The organism is Pseudomonas sp. NMI760_13 (assembly GCF_021283245.1).
Lineage (GTDB): Bacteria > Pseudomonadota > Gammaproteobacteria > Pseudomonadales > Pseudomonadaceae > Aquipseudomonas > Aquipseudomonas peradeniyensis.
In genome coordinates this window covers 1-17,429 of the sequence record NZ_JAJSRC010000014.1, presented here as the reverse complement: position 1 = coordinate 17,429, position 17,429 = coordinate 1, and the positions used below count along the sequence as shown (strand labels likewise).

Annotated in this window: 19 protein-coding genes and 1 pseudogene; 15 read left to right on the top strand and 5 right to left on the bottom strand. The window is 65.5% G+C overall.

What is annotated here, in order from left to right; all coding sequences use genetic code 11:
• Nucleotides 1-7 precede the first annotated feature (7 nt).
• The 9 genes and pseudogenes from paaB (at nucleotide 8) to LU671_RS15815 (ending at nucleotide 8,705) form a co-directional block, all read left to right on the top strand.
• On the top strand, nucleotides 8-289 hold the full coding sequence (gene paaB / locus LU671_RS15855) for a 1,2-phenylacetyl-CoA epoxidase subunit PaaB (protein WP_011533969.1): 282 nt from the start codon (nucleotides 8-10) through the stop codon (nucleotides 287-289).
• Between the two features lie 8 nt (nucleotides 290-297).
• On the top strand, nucleotides 298-1,056 hold the full coding sequence (gene paaC, locus LU671_RS15850) for a 1,2-phenylacetyl-CoA epoxidase subunit PaaC (protein WP_232856183.1): 759 nt from the start codon (nucleotides 298-300) through the stop codon (nucleotides 1,054-1,056).
• Nucleotides 1,043-1,567 (top strand): 1,2-phenylacetyl-CoA epoxidase subunit PaaD, encoded by a 525-nt coding sequence (paaD, locus tag LU671_RS15845; RefSeq protein WP_232856182.1) that lies wholly within the window; start codon nucleotides 1,043-1,045, stop codon nucleotides 1,565-1,567. Before paaC ends, paaD begins: the two co-directional genes overlap by 14 nt.
• Nucleotides 1,568-1,582: 15 nt before the next feature.
• Nucleotides 1,583-2,659 carry a 1,2-phenylacetyl-CoA epoxidase subunit PaaE gene (gene paaE, locus LU671_RS15840; RefSeq protein WP_232856181.1) on the top strand — a complete coding sequence of 359 codons (1,077 nt, stop codon included), beginning with the start codon at nucleotides 1,583-1,585 and terminating at the stop codon, nucleotides 2,657-2,659.
• Between the two features lie 171 nt (nucleotides 2,660-2,830).
• Nucleotides 2,831-3,139: a DUF485 domain-containing protein gene (locus LU671_RS15835; RefSeq protein WP_110736998.1), complete on the top strand. Its 309-nt coding sequence runs from the start codon at nucleotides 2,831-2,833 to the stop codon at nucleotides 3,137-3,139.
• Nucleotides 3,130-4,698, top strand: a pseudogene (locus LU671_RS15830) (cation acetate symporter); the annotation flags it as partial. The gene LU671_RS15835 and the pseudogene LU671_RS15830, both read left to right, overlap by 10 nt.
• A 35-nt stretch (nucleotides 4,699-4,733) precedes the next feature.
• Nucleotides 4,734-5,966, top strand: a complete 1,233-nt coding sequence (locus tag LU671_RS15825; protein ID WP_232856179.1) for an OprD family porin — start codon at nucleotides 4,734-4,736, stop codon at nucleotides 5,964-5,966.
• A gap of 25 nt (nucleotides 5,967-5,991) precedes the next feature.
• On the top strand, nucleotides 5,992-8,040 hold the full coding sequence (gene paaZ, locus LU671_RS15820; RefSeq protein WP_232856178.1) for a phenylacetic acid degradation bifunctional protein PaaZ: 2,049 nt from the start codon (nucleotides 5,992-5,994) through the stop codon (nucleotides 8,038-8,040).
• 353 nt (nucleotides 8,041-8,393) lie between these two features.
• On the top strand, nucleotides 8,394-8,705 hold the full coding sequence (locus LU671_RS15815; RefSeq protein ID WP_232856177.1) for a hypothetical protein: 312 nt from the start codon (nucleotides 8,394-8,396) through the stop codon (nucleotides 8,703-8,705).
• Between the two features lie 5 nt (nucleotides 8,706-8,710).
• On the opposite strand, the gene LU671_RS15810 is transcribed toward LU671_RS15815, so the two are convergent.
• Nucleotides 8,711-10,342 carry an ATP-binding response regulator gene (locus LU671_RS15810; protein WP_232856176.1) on the bottom strand — a complete coding sequence of 544 codons (1,632 nt, stop codon included), beginning with the start codon at nucleotides 10,340-10,342 and terminating at the stop codon, nucleotides 8,711-8,713.
• A gap of 107 nt (nucleotides 10,343-10,449) precedes the next feature.
• Between LU671_RS15810 and LU671_RS15805 the strand changes: the two genes are divergently transcribed.
• Complete coding sequence (locus LU671_RS15805) at nucleotides 10,450-11,064, top strand: LuxR C-terminal-related transcriptional regulator (RefSeq protein WP_203646663.1); 615 nt, start codon at nucleotides 10,450-10,452, stop codon at nucleotides 11,062-11,064.
• Between the two features lie 170 nt (nucleotides 11,065-11,234).
• On the opposite strand, the gene LU671_RS15800 is transcribed toward LU671_RS15805, so the two are convergent.
• From LU671_RS15800 to LU671_RS29450, 4 genes are all read right to left on the bottom strand, one after another.
• Complete coding sequence (locus LU671_RS15800) at nucleotides 11,235-11,456, bottom strand: DUF6555 family protein (protein ID WP_186713273.1); 222 nt, start codon at nucleotides 11,454-11,456, stop codon at nucleotides 11,235-11,237.
• A 157-nt stretch (nucleotides 11,457-11,613) separates the two neighbouring features.
• Complete coding sequence (locus tag LU671_RS15795; protein ID WP_203646666.1) at nucleotides 11,614-12,165, bottom strand: ATP-dependent Clp protease proteolytic subunit; 552 nt, start codon at nucleotides 12,163-12,165, stop codon at nucleotides 11,614-11,616.
• Nucleotides 12,166-12,179: 14 nt separating this feature from the next.
• Complete coding sequence (locus LU671_RS15790) at nucleotides 12,180-12,575, bottom strand: low affinity iron permease family protein (RefSeq protein WP_203646667.1); 396 nt, start codon at nucleotides 12,573-12,575, stop codon at nucleotides 12,180-12,182.
• 13 nt (nucleotides 12,576-12,588) lie between these two features.
• Nucleotides 12,589-12,717: a hypothetical protein gene (locus LU671_RS29450; RefSeq protein WP_269806751.1), complete on the bottom strand. Its 129-nt coding sequence runs from the start codon at nucleotides 12,715-12,717 to the stop codon at nucleotides 12,589-12,591.
• Between the two features lie 260 nt (nucleotides 12,718-12,977).
• Here LU671_RS29450 and LU671_RS15785 point away from each other — a divergent pair, with 260 nt between their 5' ends.
• The 5 genes from LU671_RS15785 to LU671_RS15765 all read left to right on the top strand — a co-directional run bounded on the left by LU671_RS15785 (nucleotide 12,978) and on the right by LU671_RS15765 (nucleotide 16,679).
• On the top strand, nucleotides 12,978-13,274 hold the full coding sequence (locus LU671_RS15785) for a hypothetical protein (RefSeq protein WP_232856175.1): 297 nt from the start codon (nucleotides 12,978-12,980) through the stop codon (nucleotides 13,272-13,274).
• Between the two features lie 106 nt (nucleotides 13,275-13,380).
• Nucleotides 13,381-13,524, top strand: coding sequence for a hypothetical protein (locus LU671_RS15780; protein ID WP_203646669.1), 144 nt, complete (start codon nucleotides 13,381-13,383; stop codon nucleotides 13,522-13,524).
• A gap of 223 nt (nucleotides 13,525-13,747) precedes the next feature.
• Nucleotides 13,748-14,521 (top strand): endonuclease/exonuclease/phosphatase family protein, encoded by a 774-nt coding sequence (locus tag LU671_RS15775; protein ID WP_232856174.1) that lies wholly within the window; start codon nucleotides 13,748-13,750, stop codon nucleotides 14,519-14,521.
• Nucleotides 14,518-15,720 (top strand): cardiolipin synthase ClsB, encoded by a 1,203-nt coding sequence (gene clsB / locus LU671_RS15770; protein ID WP_232856173.1) that lies wholly within the window; start codon nucleotides 14,518-14,520, stop codon nucleotides 15,718-15,720. Before LU671_RS15775 ends, clsB begins: the two co-directional genes overlap by 4 nt.
• Nucleotides 15,720-16,679, top strand: coding sequence for a lysylphosphatidylglycerol synthase domain-containing protein (locus LU671_RS15765; RefSeq protein ID WP_232856172.1), 960 nt, complete (start codon nucleotides 15,720-15,722; stop codon nucleotides 16,677-16,679). Before clsB ends, LU671_RS15765 begins: the two co-directional genes overlap by 1 nt.
• Nucleotides 16,680-17,429: the final 750 nt, after the last annotated feature.

Genomic DNA, 17,429 nt, shown 5'->3' with positions numbered 1-17,429 from the left:
ACCCCCAATGTCTGTCTGGACCCTGTTCGAAGTCTTCGTGCGCAGCAAGCACGGCCTGAACCACAAGCACGTCGGCAGCGTGCACGCCGCCGACGCCGCCATGGCCATCGAGAATGCCCGCGAGCTGTACACCCGACGCAGCGAGGGGGTGAGCCTGTGGGTGGTGCCCTCGGCGCTGATCACCGCCTCCTCCCCCGACGAGAAGGACCCGCTGTTCGCCCCGGCGGATGACAAGGTCTATCGCCACGCCAGCTTCTACGAGCTGCCGGCCGAAGTCGGACACATGTGAGGCGCGCCATGCACAAGCAAGCATTGATTCAATACCTGCTGCTGCTCGGCGACAGCGCCCTGGTCCAGGGCCAGCGCCTGTGCGAGTGGTGCGGCAAGGCTCCGGCGCTGGAGGAAGAACTGGCGCTGATGAACGTCGGCCTCGATCTGGTCGGCCAGGCCCGGAACTGGCTGGACTATGCCGCCGAACTGCAGGACGACGGCCGCGATGCCGACGCCCTGGCCTTCCGCCGCGACGAGCGCGCCTACCGCAACCTGCTGCTGGTCGAACAGCCCAACGGCGACTATGCCGTGACGATGCTCAAGCAGTTCCTCTACGACGCCTGGCACCACGCTGTACTTGACGGTCTGTGTGCCTCGAACGATGAGCGCATCGCCGGTATCGCCGCCAAGGCCCTGAAGGAGGTGACCTACCACCTGCGCCGCTCCGGCGAGTGGGTGCAGCGCCTGGGCGGCGGCACCGAAGAGAGCCGCCAGCGCATGCTCGAGGCCATCCCCGTGCTGTGGCGCTTCACCGTCGAGCTGACGGTCGCCAGCGACAGCGAAGTGCAACTGGCCCGGGCCGGCATCGCCGCCCACCCGGCGCAGGTCGCCCAGCGCTGGCACGCCACGGTGGAAACGATCTTCGCCTCGGTCGAGCTGCCGCTGCCCAAAGCCGCCAGCCACTTCTACCTGGACGGGCGCAAGGGCCTGCACACCGAGCACCTGGGCCTGCTGCTGGCCGAGATGCAGTGCCTGCCGCGAGCCTACCCCGATGCGACCTGGTGAGCTGATCGCGGGTGACCGCGGCGCCCGCGCCCTGCGCGACGGCGACCTGGCCCAGGCCTGGGCGGTGCTGGCCGAGGTGATGGACCCGGAGGTACCGGTGGTCAGCGTGGTCGACTTAGGTGTCGTGCGCGACCTCGACTGGCGCGCCGGCCACTTGCACCTGGTGGTCACCCCGACCTACTCCGGCTGCCCGGCCACCGAGGTGATCGAGGGCGATATCCGCCAGGCGCTGGAACAGGCCGGGTTCGCCGAGCCCGCGCTGGAGCGCAGGCTTACCCCGGCCTGGAGCACCGACTGGATCAGCGACCAGGGCCGCGAGCGCCTGCGCGCCTACGGCATCGCACCGCCCGTCGGCAGTGCCAGCCTGCGGGGGGCCTCGCCCACGGTGTGCTGCCCGCAATGCGCAAGTAGCGATACCGAACTGCTCAGCCAGTTCGGCTCCACCGCCTGCAAGGCCCTGTACCGCTGCCGTGCGTGCCTGGAGCCGTTCGACTATTTCAAATGCCTTTGAGCCGTGGAGAACGCCATGAGCCAGTTTCACAGCCTGACCGTCAAGCAAGTGCGCCAGGAGACCCGCGACGCGGTGTCCATCGCCTTCGACGTGCCCGCGCACCTGCACGATGAGTTTCGTTTCACCCAGGGCCAGTACCTGGTCATGCGCACCCGACTGGATGACGAAGAAGTGCGCCGCTCCTATTCGATCTGCAGCGCGGTGCAGGACGGCGAATTGCGCGTGGCGGTCAAACGCGTGCCGGGCGGTCGTTTCTCGGCCTTCGCCAACGAAGTGCTCAGGGCCGGCCAGCAGCTCGAGGTAATGCCGCCGTCGGGCAGCTTCTTCGTGCCGCTGGACCCGGCGCGCCGAGGTCACTACCTGGGCGTGGCCGCCGGCAGCGGCATCACCCCGATCTTGTCGCTGGTCGCCACCACCCTGGCCTGCGAACCCCACAGCCGCTTCACCCTGCTGTACGGCAACCGCGCCAGCAACAGCGCGCTGTTCCGCGATCGCCTGGAAGACCTGAAGAACCAGTACCTCGACCGCCTCAACCTGATCTTCGTGTTCAGCCGCGAGCAGCAGGATGTCGACCTGTACAACGGCCGCATCGACGCCGACAAGTGCGGCCAGCTGTTCGCCCGCTGGCTCGACGTGAAGTCACTCGATGCGGCATTCATCTGCGGCCCGCAGGCGATGACCGAGACCGTGCGCGACAGCCTGCAGGCCAATGGCCTGGCCAGGGAGCGCATCCACTTCGAGCTGTTCGCCGCCGCCGGTGCAGAGGCCCGTCGCGAAGCCCGCGAGGCGGCGCGCCAGGTGGATTCGGCGGTCAGCCACGTCACCGTGATCAGCGACGGCCGCGCCCTGGCCTTCGACCTGCCGCGCAACACCCGCAGCGTGCTCGAGGCCGGCAACGCCATCGGCGCCGAACTGCCCTGGTCGTGCAAGGCCGGGGTGTGCTCGACCTGCAAGTGCAAGGTGATCGAGGGCGAGGTGGAGATGGACAGCAACCATGCCCTGGAGGACTACGAAGTGGCGGCCGGGTATGTGCTGTCGTGCCAGACCTACCCGTTGAGCGACAAGGTGGTGCTCGATTTCGATCAGCTCTAGCACCGCGTCGCCTGCTTCGCGGGTAAACCCGCTCCCACAGGTACATCGGCGCCCTCAAGACCAACGCCGTCCCTGTGGGAGCGGGTTTACCCGCGAAGAAGCCAACACAGATACCGGCAACACCCGCGTGACCTGAAAAAACAATTACAACAGCCAGAGAGAACGCTCCCCATGACACCCGAACACCTCGAATCCATCAGCAAGCACCCCGCCTTCGTGCAACTGATCCAGCGCAAGCGCCGCCTCAACGGCTCGCTGACCCTGGCCATGCTCGTCGCCTACTACGGTTTCGTCCTGCTGGTGGCCTTCGCCCCCGGCGTGCTCGGCCAGTCACTCAGCGGCGGGGTGACCAGCGTCGGCATGCTGGTGGGCGTGCTGATGGTGCTGCTGTCCTTCGCCCTCACCGGCATCTACATGCACCGCGCCAACCGTGTCATCGACCCGCTCAACGAGGTGGTCAAGCAGGAGTGCGCGCGATGAACTGGACCGCCATCTCGATGTTCCTGGTGTTCGTCGGCTTCACCCTGCTGGTAACCCGCTGGGCCGCCCTGCGCACCCGCTCGGCCAGCGACTTCTACACCGCCGGCGGCGGCCTGACCGGCATGCAGAACGGCCTGGCGATCGCCGGCGACATGATCAGCGCCGCCTCCTTCCTCGGCATCTCGGCGATGATGTTCATGAACGGCTACGACGGCCTGCTCTACGCCCTGGGCGTGCTGGCCGGCTGGCCGATCATCCTGTTCCTGATCGCCGAGCGCCTGCGCAACCTGGGCAAGTACACCTTCGCCGACGTGGTCTCCTACCGCCTGGCCCAGGCCCCGGTGCGCCTGACCTCGGCCTTCGGCACCCTGGCCGTGGCGCTGATGTACCTGGTGGCGCAGATGGTCGGCGCCGGCAAGCTGATCGAACTGCTGTTCGGCATCAGCTACCTGTACGCGGTGATGCTGGTGGGCGTGCTGATGGTGCTGTACGTCACCTTCGGCGGCATGCTCGCCACCACCTGGGTGCAGATCATCAAGGCGGTGATGCTGCTGTCGGGCACCACCTTCATGGCCTTCATGGTGCTCAGGCACTTCGGCTTCAGCACCGAGGCAATGTTCGCCAGCGCCGTGGCCGTGCACGCCAAGGGCCAGGCGATCATGGCGCCGGGAGCGCTGTTGTCCAACCCGGTGGACGCCATCTCCCTGGGCCTGGGCATGATGTTCGGCACCGCCGGCCTGCCGCATATCCTCATGCGCTTCTTCACCGTCAGCGACGCCAAGGAAGCGCGCAAGAGCGTGTTCTACGCCACCGGTTTCATCGGCTATTTCTACCTGCTGCTGATCGTCATCGGCTTCGGCGCCATCGTCATGGTCGGCACCGAGCCGTCCTACCGCGACGCCAGCGGGGCGATCATCGGCGGCGGCAACATGGTCGCGGTGCACCTGGCCCAGGCGGTGGGCGGCAACCTGTTCCTTGGTTTCATCTCGGCGGTGGCCTTCGCCACCATCCTCGCCGTGGTCGCGGGCCTGGCGCTGTCCGGCGCCTCGGCGGTGTCCCACGACCTGTACGCCTGCGTGGTGCGCAAGGGCCAGGCCAGCGAGCAGCAAGAGATGCGCGTATCGCGCCTGGCCACCCTGGGGATCGGCCTGTTCGCGGTGCTGCTGGGGCTGCTGTTCGAGTCGCAGAACATCGCCTTCCTTTCCGGCCTGGTGCTGGCGGTGGCCGCCTCGGTCAACTTCCCGGTGCTGCTGCTCTCGATGTTCTGGAAAGGCCTGACCACCCGTGGGGCGGTGGGCGGCAGCCTGGCCGGGCTGGTCTCGGCCATCGTCCTGGTGGTGCTGGGGCCGGCGGTGTGGGTCAACGTGCTGCACAACGAGCGGGCGCTGTTCCCCTACAGCAACCCGGCGCTGTTCTCCATGTCGCTGGCCTTCCTCGCCGCCTGGGCCTTCTCGGTCACCGACAGCTCGGAGCGGGCGCGCGAAGAACGTGGGCGCTACCTGGCCCAGTTCATTCGCTCGATGACCGGTATCGGCGCCGCCGGCGCCAGCAAGCACTGACCTCAAGAACAATAAAAATGTCGGGTACAACAACAATGAACCGCACGCACCTCAAGTCAGCCGCCTGGCTGGCCACCCTCGCCCTGCCCTTGCCGGCCATGGCGGACTTTATCGCTGACAGCCACGCACGCCTCGAACTGCGCAACCACTACATCAACCGCGACTTCCGCCAGGGCAACGCCCCGCAGAGCAAGGCCGAGGAATGGGGCCAGGGCTTCACCGCCCGCTTCGAATCGGGTTTCACCGAGGGGCCGGTCGGCGTCGGGGTGGACGCCATGGGCCAATTGGGCATCAAGCTCGACTCCAGCCGCGACCGGCGCAACACCGGCCTGCTGCCCTACGGGCCACGCAGCCTGGAACCGGTGGACGATTACAGCGAACTGGGCCTGACCGGCAAGCTGCGGGTGTCCAAGAGCACCCTGCGCCTGGGCACCTTGCAGCCGATCCTGCCGGTGGTGGTGTACAACGACACCCGCCTGCTGGCCTCGACCTTCCAGGGTGGCCTGCTGACCAGCCAGGAGCTGGACGGCCTGACCTTCAACGGCGGCCGCCTGACCAAGGCCAACCTGCGCGACTCCTCCGGGCGCGACGACATCGGCTACGGCGCCGCCAGCAGCGACCACTTCGACTTCGGCGGCGGCAGCTACGCCATCACCCCGCAGGCCAGCGTCAGCTACTACTACGCCAAGCTCGAAGACATCTACCGCCAGCAATACGTCGGTTTGCTGCATACCCAGCCCCTGGCCGAAGGTGTCAGCCTGCGCAGCGACCTGCGTTACTTCGACAGCCGCGGCGACGGCGCCGAGCGCGCCGGGCGCATCGACAACCGCAACTTCAACGCCATGTTCACCCTGGGCGTGAAGGCCCACAAGTTCACCGCCACCTGGCAGCAGATGTCCGGCGACAGCGCCTTCCCGTTCCTCAACGGCGGCGATCCGTACACCGTCAACCTGGTCACCTACAACACCTTCACCCGCGCCGGGCTCGACTCCTGGCAAGTGCGCTACGACTACGACTTTGTCGCGATGGGCATACCTGGGTTGAGCTTCATGACCCGCTACACCGACGGTCGCCACGCCGAAACCGCCACGCTCAGCAATGGCCGCGAGCGCGAACGCGACACCGACATCACTTACGTCATCCAGAGCGGCCCGTTCAAGGACGTCAGCCTGCGCTGGCGCAACGTCACTTTCCGGTCCGGCAACGGCCTGACCAATGCCGTGGACGAGAACCGCCTGATCATCGGCTACACCCTGGCGCTGTGGTAACCGCGCCCCTTCAAAGGAGAACAGCATGTCCGCCGCCCCTACCCTGCAAAGCTTCATCGCCGGCCGCTGGATCGGCCAGCACGGCGCCCAGGCCCTGCGCAGCGCCCTGGATGGCCATATCCTGGCCTACAGCCACGAAGAACGCCCGGACTTCGCCGAGGCCGTGGATTTCGCTCGGGCCCAGGGCCTCAAGCAGCTGCTGGCCATGGATTTCCAGCAGCGCGCCGCCCGGCTCAAGGCCCTGGCGCTGTACCTGGCCGAGCGCAAGGAGCAGCTCTACGCCCTGTCCCACCATTCCGGCGCCACCCGCGCTGACAGCTGGATCGACATCGAGGGCGGCAACGCCACGCTGTTCGCCTATTCCAGCATGGGCCGGCGCGAACTGCCGTCGGGCAACCTGGTGCATGAAGGCCCGGCGATCCCGTTGGGCAAGCAAGGCCATTTCGCCGGCAGCCATATCCTGGTGCCGCGCACGGGGGTGGCCGTGCATATCAACGCCTTCAACTTCCCGATCTGGGGCATGCTGGAGAAGTTCGCCCCGACCTTCCTCGCCGGCATGCCGTGCATCGTCAAACCCGCCACGTCCACCAGCTACCTGACCGAAGCCGTGGTACGCCTGATGAACGAATCGGGCCTGTTGCCGACCGGCAGCCTGCAACTGGTGATCGGCAGCACGGGCGATCTGCTCGACCGTCTGCAGGGACAGGACGTGGTGACCTTCACCGGCTCCGCCGACACCGCAGCCAAGCTGCGCGTCACCCCGAACCTGATCCGCAACTCGGTGCCCTTCACCGCCGAGGCCGACTCGCTGAACTGCGCCATCCTCGGCCCGGACGTGAGCCCCGACAGCGAGGAGTTCGAGCTGTACATCAAGGAAGTAGCGCGGGAAATGACCACCAAGGCCGGGCAGAAATGCACGGCGATCCGCCGCGCCATCGTCCCGGCCAAACACATCGACGCGGTGGCAACCCGCCTGCGCGAGCGGCTGCGCAAGGTGATGGTGGGCGATCCTGCGGTCGAAGGCGTGCGCATGGGCGCGCTGGCCTCCCACGACCAGCAGCGCGATGTCGGCGAGCGCGTGCGCCAATTGCTGGACAGCTGCGAGCAGTTGCTGGGGGCCAGTGACGGTTTCACCCCGGTGGGTGAAGGCGTGGCCGAAGGCGCGTTCTTCGCCCCGACCCTGCTGCTGGCCCGCGACCCGCATGCCGAGGGCGGCGCCCATGATATCGAGGCGTTCGGCCCGGTGAGCACGCTGATGGCCTACGACGACCTCGACGAGGCCCTGGCCCTGGCCGCCCGCGGCAAGGGCAGCCTGGTGGCGTCGCTGGTCACCGCCGACCGCGCCGTGGCGGCCAAGGCCATTCCGGTGGCGGCGGCCTGGCACGGGCGGCTGTTGGTGCTCGACAGCGAGGCGGCCAAGGAATCCACCGGCCATGGCTCGCCATTGCCGCAGCTCAAGCACGGCGGCCCCGGCCGTGCGGGCGGCGGTGAAGAGCTGGGCGGCCTGCGCGCGGTCAAGCACTACCTGCAGCGCGCCGCCGTGCAGGGCTCGCCGAGCATGCTGATGGCGGTGACCGGCGAATACGTGCGCGGCGCCGAGGTGATCGAGACCGAGGTGCACCCGTTCCGCCGCCATTTTGACGACCTGCGCATCGGCGAGTCGCTGCTGACCCACCGCCGCACCGTGACCGAGGCCGACCTGGTCAACTTCGGCTGCCTGTCGGGCGATCACTTCTACATGCACTTCGACGAGATTGCGGCGAAGCAGTCGCAGTTCGGCAAGCGCATCGCCCACGGTTACTTCGTGCTGTCGGCGGCGGCCGGGTTGTTTGTTTCTCCGGGCGAAGGGCCAGTGCTGGCCAACTATGGCCTGGACACCCTGCGCTTCATTACCCCGGTGGGGATCGGCGATACCATCCAGGCGCGCTTGACCTGCAAGCGCAAGATCGACCAGGGCAAGGCCAGTCCGCAGGGGCAGGCGCAAGGGGTGGTGGCGTGGGATGTGGAGGTGACCAACCAGCTGGGTGAGCTGGTGGCCAGTTATGACATCTTGACGTTGGTGGTGAAGCGGTGAGCGTGGTTGGGTTGCGAGGGGCTTGGCGATAGGCGGCCATCCCTTTCAAGGTCTTGCGATTACTGGGGTCGCTTTGCGACCCTTTCGCGGCACAAGGCCGCTCCTACAGGAGATTCGCGCCCCCTTGTAGGAGCGGCCTCGTGCCGCGAAAGGGCTGCAAAGCAGCCCCGGCAATTCCAAGCCGGACGCCTAGTCTCAACACCTTGAAATTGCCATCACTATGCCACCTCGCACATCCGCCCTACATCGCGCAATGCTCCCTCGGCGCTATAGTCGGCCCATCGCCCCATAGCCAGCCCCCCTTCCTGGCGGTGGGTGCGCCGTACCGAGAACAATGCCAAGGAAGCAACGCGATGATCCCCATGTCCTTCCCCTTCAAGTCCCTGGTCCTGCTTGCCGGCCTCGCCACCCTGGCCGGTTGCCAGACCGCCAGCCCCAGCGCCGACACCCTCAAGCAGCGTACCGAGGTCACCCTCGGCGTGCCGGTAAGCAAGGTCAGCAACCTGCGCAGCGACTCCAACACCACCTACTTCACCGCCAGCACCTCCAAGGGCCAGTTTGACTGCCAGGTGCCCAGCGGCGGCCTGGTCGCCGTGGCCGGCATGGGCATCTACACCCCGTCACCAACCTGCTGGAAGGAAGGCCAGGCCCCCGTCTTCCAGTGACACCCTCAAGCGCCGGCCTGAACCGCCGGCGCCGCTGCCGTCTCGCGCAGGGCGCGCAACGCCGCGCGCAACTCGGCAGGTCGCACCGGCTTGGCCAGCACCGCGATACCCCGCGCGTGCAAGGCGCCCTGCAGCCTGTCGATGTCGTGACCGGTCATGATCAGCGCCGGCACATCGGCACCGCGCTGCGCGCGCAACTGGTCGATGCAGTCAATGCCGGTAGCCTGCGGTCCCAGGTCATAGTCGGCGACGATCACATCACAGTCGCTGACCAGGCCATGGGGCGAACTCTCGGCCTGCACCTCGCACCCCCAGCGTTGCAACAAGGCACTGGTGGCCTGCAGCACGTTGTGGTCGTCCTCCACCAGGCACACCCGCAGCCCGGTGAGCAGGCCCGCCTGCACGGCCTGGTCGAGCGTGGCCCGCGGCACTTGCGCAGGGGCCCTGGCCAACCCCTGCAGGGTCACGCAGGTGCCATGCCCCAGGCGCGAGCGCAGGCTGACCTGCAGGCCCATCAACCGCCCCAGGCGCTTGACGATGGCCAGACCCAGGCCAACCCCCTCGACATCCTTGTCGCGTGCCTCGCGCACCCGGTAGAACTCCTCGAACACCCGGTCCTGGTGCTCCTCGGCAATCCCCCGACCCTGGTCGCAGACAACGATGGCCAGGCCCTGCCCGCAAGGCCGCACGCCGATCAGCAACCGGCGTCCGGTGGCGTACTTGAAGCTGTTGGACAACACGTTCTGCACCATGGTCGCCAGCATTCCCGGATCGGCGCGGATCCAGTGACGGCTCGGCACCAAGCGCATCTCCACCCCGGCCCAGCGCGCCGCCTCGCTGTTCTGGCGCAGCAGCTCGCGCAGGAAGCCGTCCACGGCAAAGGTCTCCCATTTCGGCTGCACCCGGCCGTTGTCCAGGGTGTACAAGTCGAGAATCGAGCGGAACAGCTGCGAGACGTTGAGCAGCGAGCGGTCGATGCTGTCCACCAGGCGCCGCTCCTCCTCGCCCAGGCGTGCCTCGCGCAGGCAGGCGGTGAACAGGCCGATGGAGTGGATCGGCTGGCGCAGGTCGTGGCTGGCCTGGGCCAGGAAGCGGGATTTCTCGCGGGTCGCGGCCTCGGCCAGGGCCGTGGCCTTGCGCGTGCGCTCCAGCAGCAGGTGGGCGTAGAACGGAATCAAGGTGCTGGTGGTCAGCAGCATCGGCAGCAGAAACGGCTGCTCCTGCCAGTAGGGGGTCAGCCGCCAAACCACCAACAACGCCCCCAGGGCCAGCACCGTGGCAATGGCCAGGTAACGCGAACCGAAGCGCATGCCGTTGCCCAGGTTGATCCACACCATCACCGCATACAGCGGCAGCGCGGTTTCGCCGCCGACCACCAGGCCGAAGCTGGTGCCGGTGTAGTCGCCGAGCATGCCGAAGATCCGCCGCGCCGGATAATGCCCCGGCCAGCGCTTGATAGCCTGGCGCATGCCGATCGAAACCACCACGAAAGCGGCGTAGTAGAGTATCACCGGCAGATAGGTGGCCGGCGAGCGACCCGGCAGGAAGCCCAGCAGCGCCACGTAGCTGATCGCGCAGGAGGCGACGATGATGCGCAGGTTGGCCTGGTCCAGTTCGTTGTTCTTTTCGAACTTCATGGGGTAACGTCCTTGTGCGCCAGTCGGCATTTGCGGCAAGCATCATGGGAAAATGCCGCAGTTGACTGCTAAATTAGCATGTGTCGGACGACAGGGAGTTCCTCGACGTGAGTTGTCGCATCATCGTGGCAGATGACCATCCGCTGTTCAGGGAAGCCATGGTCAACACCGTGCGGCGCATCCTGCCCGAAGCCCGGCTGGAGGAAGCCGGCAGCCTGGCCGACGTGCTGCGCCTGGCGACCCTGGGCACAACGCCCGATACCCTGATCCTCGATCTGCGCTTTCCCGGCCTGACCTGCATCGGTCGACTCGCCGAGCTGCGCCGGCAACTGCCGCGTACCACGCTGATCGTGGTGTCGATGGTCGACGACCCGGAGGTGATCTGCGAAGTCATGGCCGCCGGCGTCGATGGTTTCATCGGCAAGAGCGTCAGCCCCGCGGAGATCGGCACGGCCATCCTCGCCATCCGCGCCGGCGAGGTGGTGGTCAACTACCTGCCCAGCGGCCTGCTGCCGCAACTGGGGGCTTCCAGCGAGCTGGAACAGCTCACCCACCGCCAGCAGGACGTGTTGCGCCTGATCGCCCAAGGCAAGACCAACAAGGAGATCGCACGGGCGCTGGATATCTCGCCGTTCACGGTGCGTATTCATGTGTCTTCGCTGCTCAAGACCCTCAATGTGCCGACCCGCACGGCGGCGGCGGTCAAATATTCGGGCAATTAAGCGCAGATCGGGCTGTCAGCTGTCGCGGGGCCCTGTGGGAGCGGGTTCACCCGCGAACACCGGCGCAGCCGGTGCCATATACCGCGTTGCTTTATTCGCGGGTAAACCCGCTCCCACAGGATATGTGACTCGCTGTCGGGCGTTGTTCCCTGTGCGGGTAAGCGTCTGGTTCAGACCCGCCAGTGCACATCGGTGATGCCATGCCGCTCGGCCATCGGCCGGCTGACCTTTTTGATCTTTTCCCGTCCGAACTTCGGGATGATCCCCAACCCCGCATCGCAACTGGCCCAGTGCCAGGCTTCGGCGTTGTCCATGTGTTCCTGGCGGATGATGAACCGCCGCGGCTCTCCGTGCAGCCGATATTCAATGGTGTACAGCTGGGGACTTGGCATTGCCGCAGGCCCTCCTCTTCTCCATGGATGACTCTTTGACTGATCGTGGTGTTCCATGAAAATTCAATAAATTGTCAGGCAGACTGAAGGGAGGGCCAGCCCATTACAAAGTTGCCCGGATTGGTTTGCCTGGTCCCGCCGCGCAGGCCGTCCGGGCTCACGCATGCACGCTCCATTGCACCGCATCCGCAGCGATCGGCAACTCGTCGATGGCATGGATCATCCCGCTGGCCAGCGCCTCCTGCGGCTCCAGGATGCGCGGATAGGCCATCAAATAACGCGGCACGTCGAGCACTTCGCTGGCACCTTCGGTCCGCTCGGCAACAATCTGCGCATACAGGCGCAGGTCGTAGTCCAGGCTCATGGCGTATTCGGCCATGCGCGCATGGTCTACCGAACCGTGCAAGGTCCAGTGGAAGGGATGAAACAGGAACTTGCTGCAGGCACAGGCCGTACGGTGAACACCGGCAAGGAACAGGATATTGCCCATCGATTCGACCGTGCCCAGGTTGTGGGTATGCACCGGCACCGGCAAGGCGCGCAGGAAGTTGTACAGGGTGAAACCGTAGCTGCACTCGCCGCCCATGGTGGCGATATTCAGCTGCAATACCTCGGCGCCCTGCTGCAAAGCCTTGGAGCAGGTACTGATCAGGTTGCCGCAGGTCGCGGAGTTGATCGGGCCGGTGTAGTGGATGATGTGTCTGGCCATGTCGTCCTCCAGGGTCAGTCAGGCGTGTTCTTTTGCGCAGAGTCACTGCCCGGCACCGTCGTGTCGTGCTCGCCCATTCGCTGGTAATGCTTGCGCAGCGCATGCAGTTCGGCCGGCCCCATGTCCTCGAGGTCGAGCAGTGCCTTGTGCGCCCGCTTGGTGGTGCGCAGCAGCTCGTCGATCTTGATGTGCAACTCATCGTTGTCGCGGTTCTGGGTGTTCTGGATAAGGAACACCATCAGGAAGGTGATGATCGTGGTCGAGGTGTTGATCACCAGTTGCCAGGTATCGTTGAAGTGGAACAACGGCCCGCTCACGCCCCAGGCGATGATCAGCATCAATGCGATGGCGAAAGTCACCGGGCGTCCACTGTGGTTGGCCAGCCATTGGGCAAACCGGTCGAATTTCATGGCTGGATCTCCTTCAGGCCGATTGCCCGGTTTCGCCAGGCTGGCCTATGTCCGGGTCGTCTGATTGCACCTGCGGCTCGTCATCCTCCGGTTGCACCGGGGATTGTGGTCGATTGTCGTCGGTATCGTTGTCGCTGTTCATGGACTCACCTAGATTTGCACGCCGGCATGCGGTGGAGACCCACAAGGCGGGCAAAGTTCCGGTTTTTCTCGCCCCCTTCGGCAGGTGTTCTCACAGTGCAGGGCGCCTCCCTGCACTGCTGTTGTTCACCCGCTAAATATTTGCCTCGCGGTCCTTCAGGCAACTGGTCCGAAAAACCGAGAATATTTTTACTGCGATGACTGACAGCCCAGTCATAACTGAACACAGACCTTCCTGTGTTCGACCAGAGGTAAGCCATCATGGCTAACAATCAGGACAAGGGCGGCGACCGTAGCGCCGACAACAATATGGGCAACGCCGGCCAACAAGGCGGCCACGGCTCAGCAGGCGACATGACCGACCGGCAGAAAGGCGGCCAGCAAGGCGGTCAACGGCCTGAGAACAAGACCGACAAGGATTGGGCGCAGTCCCAGGATACCGGGCGAAAAGGCGGGCAATCGGTGGAACAGCCTGATGACAGGGAGAACCTTACCGACACTGGAAAAGTCGGTGGTCAACAACGCGACCAAGACCAGGGCATGGACAAGGAACGCTGATTCCGAAGGGGTCCAACCAGGGCGACAGCGTTCGCCCTGGATCGTATCGAACGGTTCCGGTCCTGCCGGTATGTGAGGCCGCGAATGCTTTAACGAGGTAACAGCCATGATCGACCCCAACCATCCAGACCCTTATGTCGATGAAGTACCGCACGATCCCGGCGAAAAGGTCCCAACGCCCGCTCCGGAACATGAGGTACCCGACTGGCCGGAAGGCCAGGTGCCACCCGAGGAACAATCCGACGGATGACGGCACCTTGGTGCAGCATGGTCATCAGCCAGAGGTGAACCGGTTTCCCAGCCAGCGCCACTCGTCAATCCTGCTGAACCCTCTCGCTCCGCTACCGGTCGCTACTGATAAGTACACGAACGTAGGAAGCCCTCGTGAGCGAGATCCGCATTGGTATTTCCGGTTGGCGCTATGGCCCATGGCGCAAGGGCTTCTACCCCAGGGGACTGTGCCAGGGGGCGCTATGAACGGGACCCTGCCCGCCCCCCGCTGCATCATCGACAAGGTCAGCGCCGTGCACCGCCTGACGGTGCTGACCCTCAACGTGCACAAGGGCTTTACCCTGTTCAACCGCCGCTTCATCCTGCCGGAGCTGCGCGAGGCGGTCCGCTCGACAGGCGCCGACCTGGTGTTTCTGCAGGAGGTCCACGGCAGCCATCAACAGCATGCCGAGCGCCACCCCACCTGGCCGCAGACCCCACAGTACGAATTTCTCGCCGACAGCATGTGGCCGCAGTTCGCCTACGGGCGCAACGCGGTCTATCCCCATGGCGATCATGGCAACGCCCTGCTGTCGAAGTTTTCGATCCGCGCCTACGACAACCTGGACGTCTCGATCCACGGCAACGAGGAGCGCGGTCTGCTGCACTGCCAGCTCGAAGTACCCGGCCATGAGCAGGTACACGCGATCTGCGTGCACCTGGGGCTGCGCGAAGACCATCGCCAGCGCCAGGTCGACCTGCTGCTGGCGTTGCTCGACAGCCTGCCGGCGGACGAACCGGTCATCGTCGCTGGCGACTTCAACGACTGGCGCCTGAAAGCGGATGCGCGGCTGTCGGGCCATCTGCGCGAAGCCTTTGGCAAGCCAGCGCGCAGCTTTCCCGCCCGCCTGCCGCTGCTGCGCCTGGATCGCATCTATCTGCGCAATGCTCAGGCCTGCGAAGCGCAAGTGTTGTCCAGGTACCCGTGGTCGCACCTCTCCGATCATGCACCGCTGGTGGCGCAGGTGACGCTATGAAGCAGTCCTGGAGCGACGGCAACCGTGTCGAACTGCTGATCAATGGCGAGCAGTACTACCCGCGCGTGTTCGAGGCCATGGCCAAGGCGCGCAAGGAAATCCTCCTGGAAACCTTCATCATCTACGACGACAAGGTCGGCCAGCCGTTGCGCCAGGCCCTGATCGACGCCGCGCGGCGCGGGGTGCGGGTCGAGGTGGCGGTGGACGGCTACGGCACCGCGGACCTGCCCGACGACTTCATCGCCTCGATGACCGAGGCCGGGGTGCGTTTCCATTCGTTCGATCCGCAACCACGGCTGGCCGGCATGCGCACCAACCTGTTCCGCCGCCTGCACCGCAAGATCCTGGTGATCGACGGGCAACGCGCGTTCATCGGCGGCATCAACTACAGCGCCGACCACCTCGGTGATTTCGGTCCGCAGGCCAAGCAGGACTACGCGGTGGAGGTCGTCGGCCCGGTGGTGGCCCAGGTGCACGCATCCTCCTGCCGCATGCTCGCACCAGTGCTGGATACCACCAGCCTGGTACAGCCGACCTGCACCGCCGCAGGCCCGGCCAGCGCCGTGCTGGTGGAGCGCGACAACCGGCGCCATCGCAACGATATCGAGGTCTGCTACCTGCAGGTCTTCCGTGAGGCCAGGCAACGTATCGTCGTGGCCAACGCCTACTTCTTCCCCGGCTATCGCCTGCTGCGCGAACTGCGCAACGCCGCCCGGCGCGGGGTCGAGGTGACCCTGATCCTCCAGGGGCAACCAGACATGCGCTGGGTACGCGCTCTCTCGCGGCTGCTCTACAACTACCTGCTGCGCGACGACGTACGTATCCACGAGTACTGCCAGCGTCCGTTGCACGGCAAGGTGGCGCTGGTGGACGACGACTGGTCCACGGTGGGCTCGAGCAACCTCGACCCGCTGAGCCTGTCGTTCAACCTCGAAGCCAACCTGCTGATCCGCGACCGGGCGTTCAACGACGTGCTCTACCAACACCTGAGCGAGCTCACCCGCGAACACTGCAAGACCGTGACGCTGGAGCGCATGGTGCGTGGCTACTGGTGGCGCGCACCCTTGATTTTCCTGGGTTTCCACATCACCCGCTATTTCCCGCGTATCGCCGGCTGGTTCCCCGCGCATCGGCAGCGCCTGCAGTCGCTGCAAGCCGCCAGCGAGGCCCCGGCCGACTACCACGGGGGCAAGACCTGATGGCCACGCCACGCTGGAAGACCTGGGGCAAACGCCTGCTGAGCGTACTGTTCCTGGTGTTGATCCCGGTGCTGCTGTTCACCCTGGCGCGTAACCTGGACTGGAACGAAGTGCGCCAGTCACTGCTGGCCTACCGACCCTCGACCCTGGCCCAGGGGTTGCTGCTGGCCCTGTGCAGCTATCTGGTGTTCGCCAGCTACGACCTGCTCGCCCGCGCCTACACCGGCCATCGCCTGCCGGCCCGCCAGGTGCTGCCGGTGGCGTTCGTCTGCTATGCGTTCAACCTCAACTTTACCACCTGGGTCGGCGGGGTGGCCCTGCGCTATCGCCTGTACGGCAGGCTGGGGCTGGATACCCCGACCATCACGCGCATCCTCACCCTGGGCCTGTTGACCAACTGGATGGGTTACCTGCTGTTGGCCGGAACGGTGTTCGCGTTGGGCTTGGTCAAGCTGCCGGATAGCTGGGCGGTGGGCGCCGGCGGCCTGCGTCTGATCGGCGTGCTGATGGTGGCGGTCGCGTTGGCTTACCTGTTCGCCTGTGCCTTCGCCAAGCGGCGAACGTGGGACCTGCGCGGGCACGAAATCACCCTGCCGAGCCTGCGCCTGGCGCTGTGCCAGGTGGCCCTGGGGGCCAGTAACTGGGCGCTGATGGCGGCGCTGATCCACCTGCTGCTGCCGCCGGAACTGTTCTACCCATCGGTGCTGGGCGTGTTGCTGATCAGTTGCGTGGCGGGCGTGGTCGCGCATATTCCCGCCGGGCTTGGCGTGTTGGAGGCCGTGTTCCTCGCCCTGCTCCACGGCCAGCTCGGCCAGGGCACGCTGGTCGCCGCGCTGCTGGGTTATCGAACGTTGTACTACCTGATTCCGCTGCTGTTGGCGGTGGTCACCTACCTGATCCTCGAGAAGCGCGCCAAGGCCTTGCGCCAACAGGCCGGGCCGGCCCTCGACAAGCGCTGAAGGGCCTTCGGGCCTGGGAGGTACTTGGCCAACCCCAATGCCGCAGGGCGTGACGAGCCCTCCACCCGCCCTGCCGTGCCCAAGGATGCGCGGATCATCACCTATTACTGCGACACCCCGAGCCTGGGCCAGGCGCGTAGCGATTGTGAGCGCAACAACGCCGACGTCCCAACGAGGCAAGCTCAGCGCTATGCCGTTGCCGTTGCCGTTGCCGTTGCCGTTGCCGTTGCCGTTGCCGTTGCCGATCAAAAGTTTAGCCCCATAGCCCGCTAGCGACAGCTGCGTCAGCCCAGGCGCCGCCCGTACCTTCGCGACTTCAGGAGGCCGAACGCAGGCCTTGCGGAGGGAGGTGACGGGCATGGATGCCCGTCAAGCGCTGGGGCCCAGGATGGGCCCTGCAGCGCGGTCCTCCCGGGAGCAAGGCCGGAGTGAGGGGGCCCGGAGCGAAGCGGAGGGCCGGATGAATGGAGCGAGGATTTTTTGGTTCCTTTTTGATCCTTCAAAAAGGAACTCGCCGTAAGGGCGAAAAGGTGACTATGCGTCGACATTGCAAATGACTGCACTTACAACTATTAAAACCAGCACTAGCCGACTTTGACTTTGACTTTGACTTTGACTTTTAGAGCATGAGTTTTGAAAGTTATATGCGCATTCATTTGCGATGGTGACGCAAAGTCACCTTTCCGCCCTTACGGCGGGTCCCTTTTTGAAGGATCTGTAGAGACCGGACACATCGCTGACACATGTGCG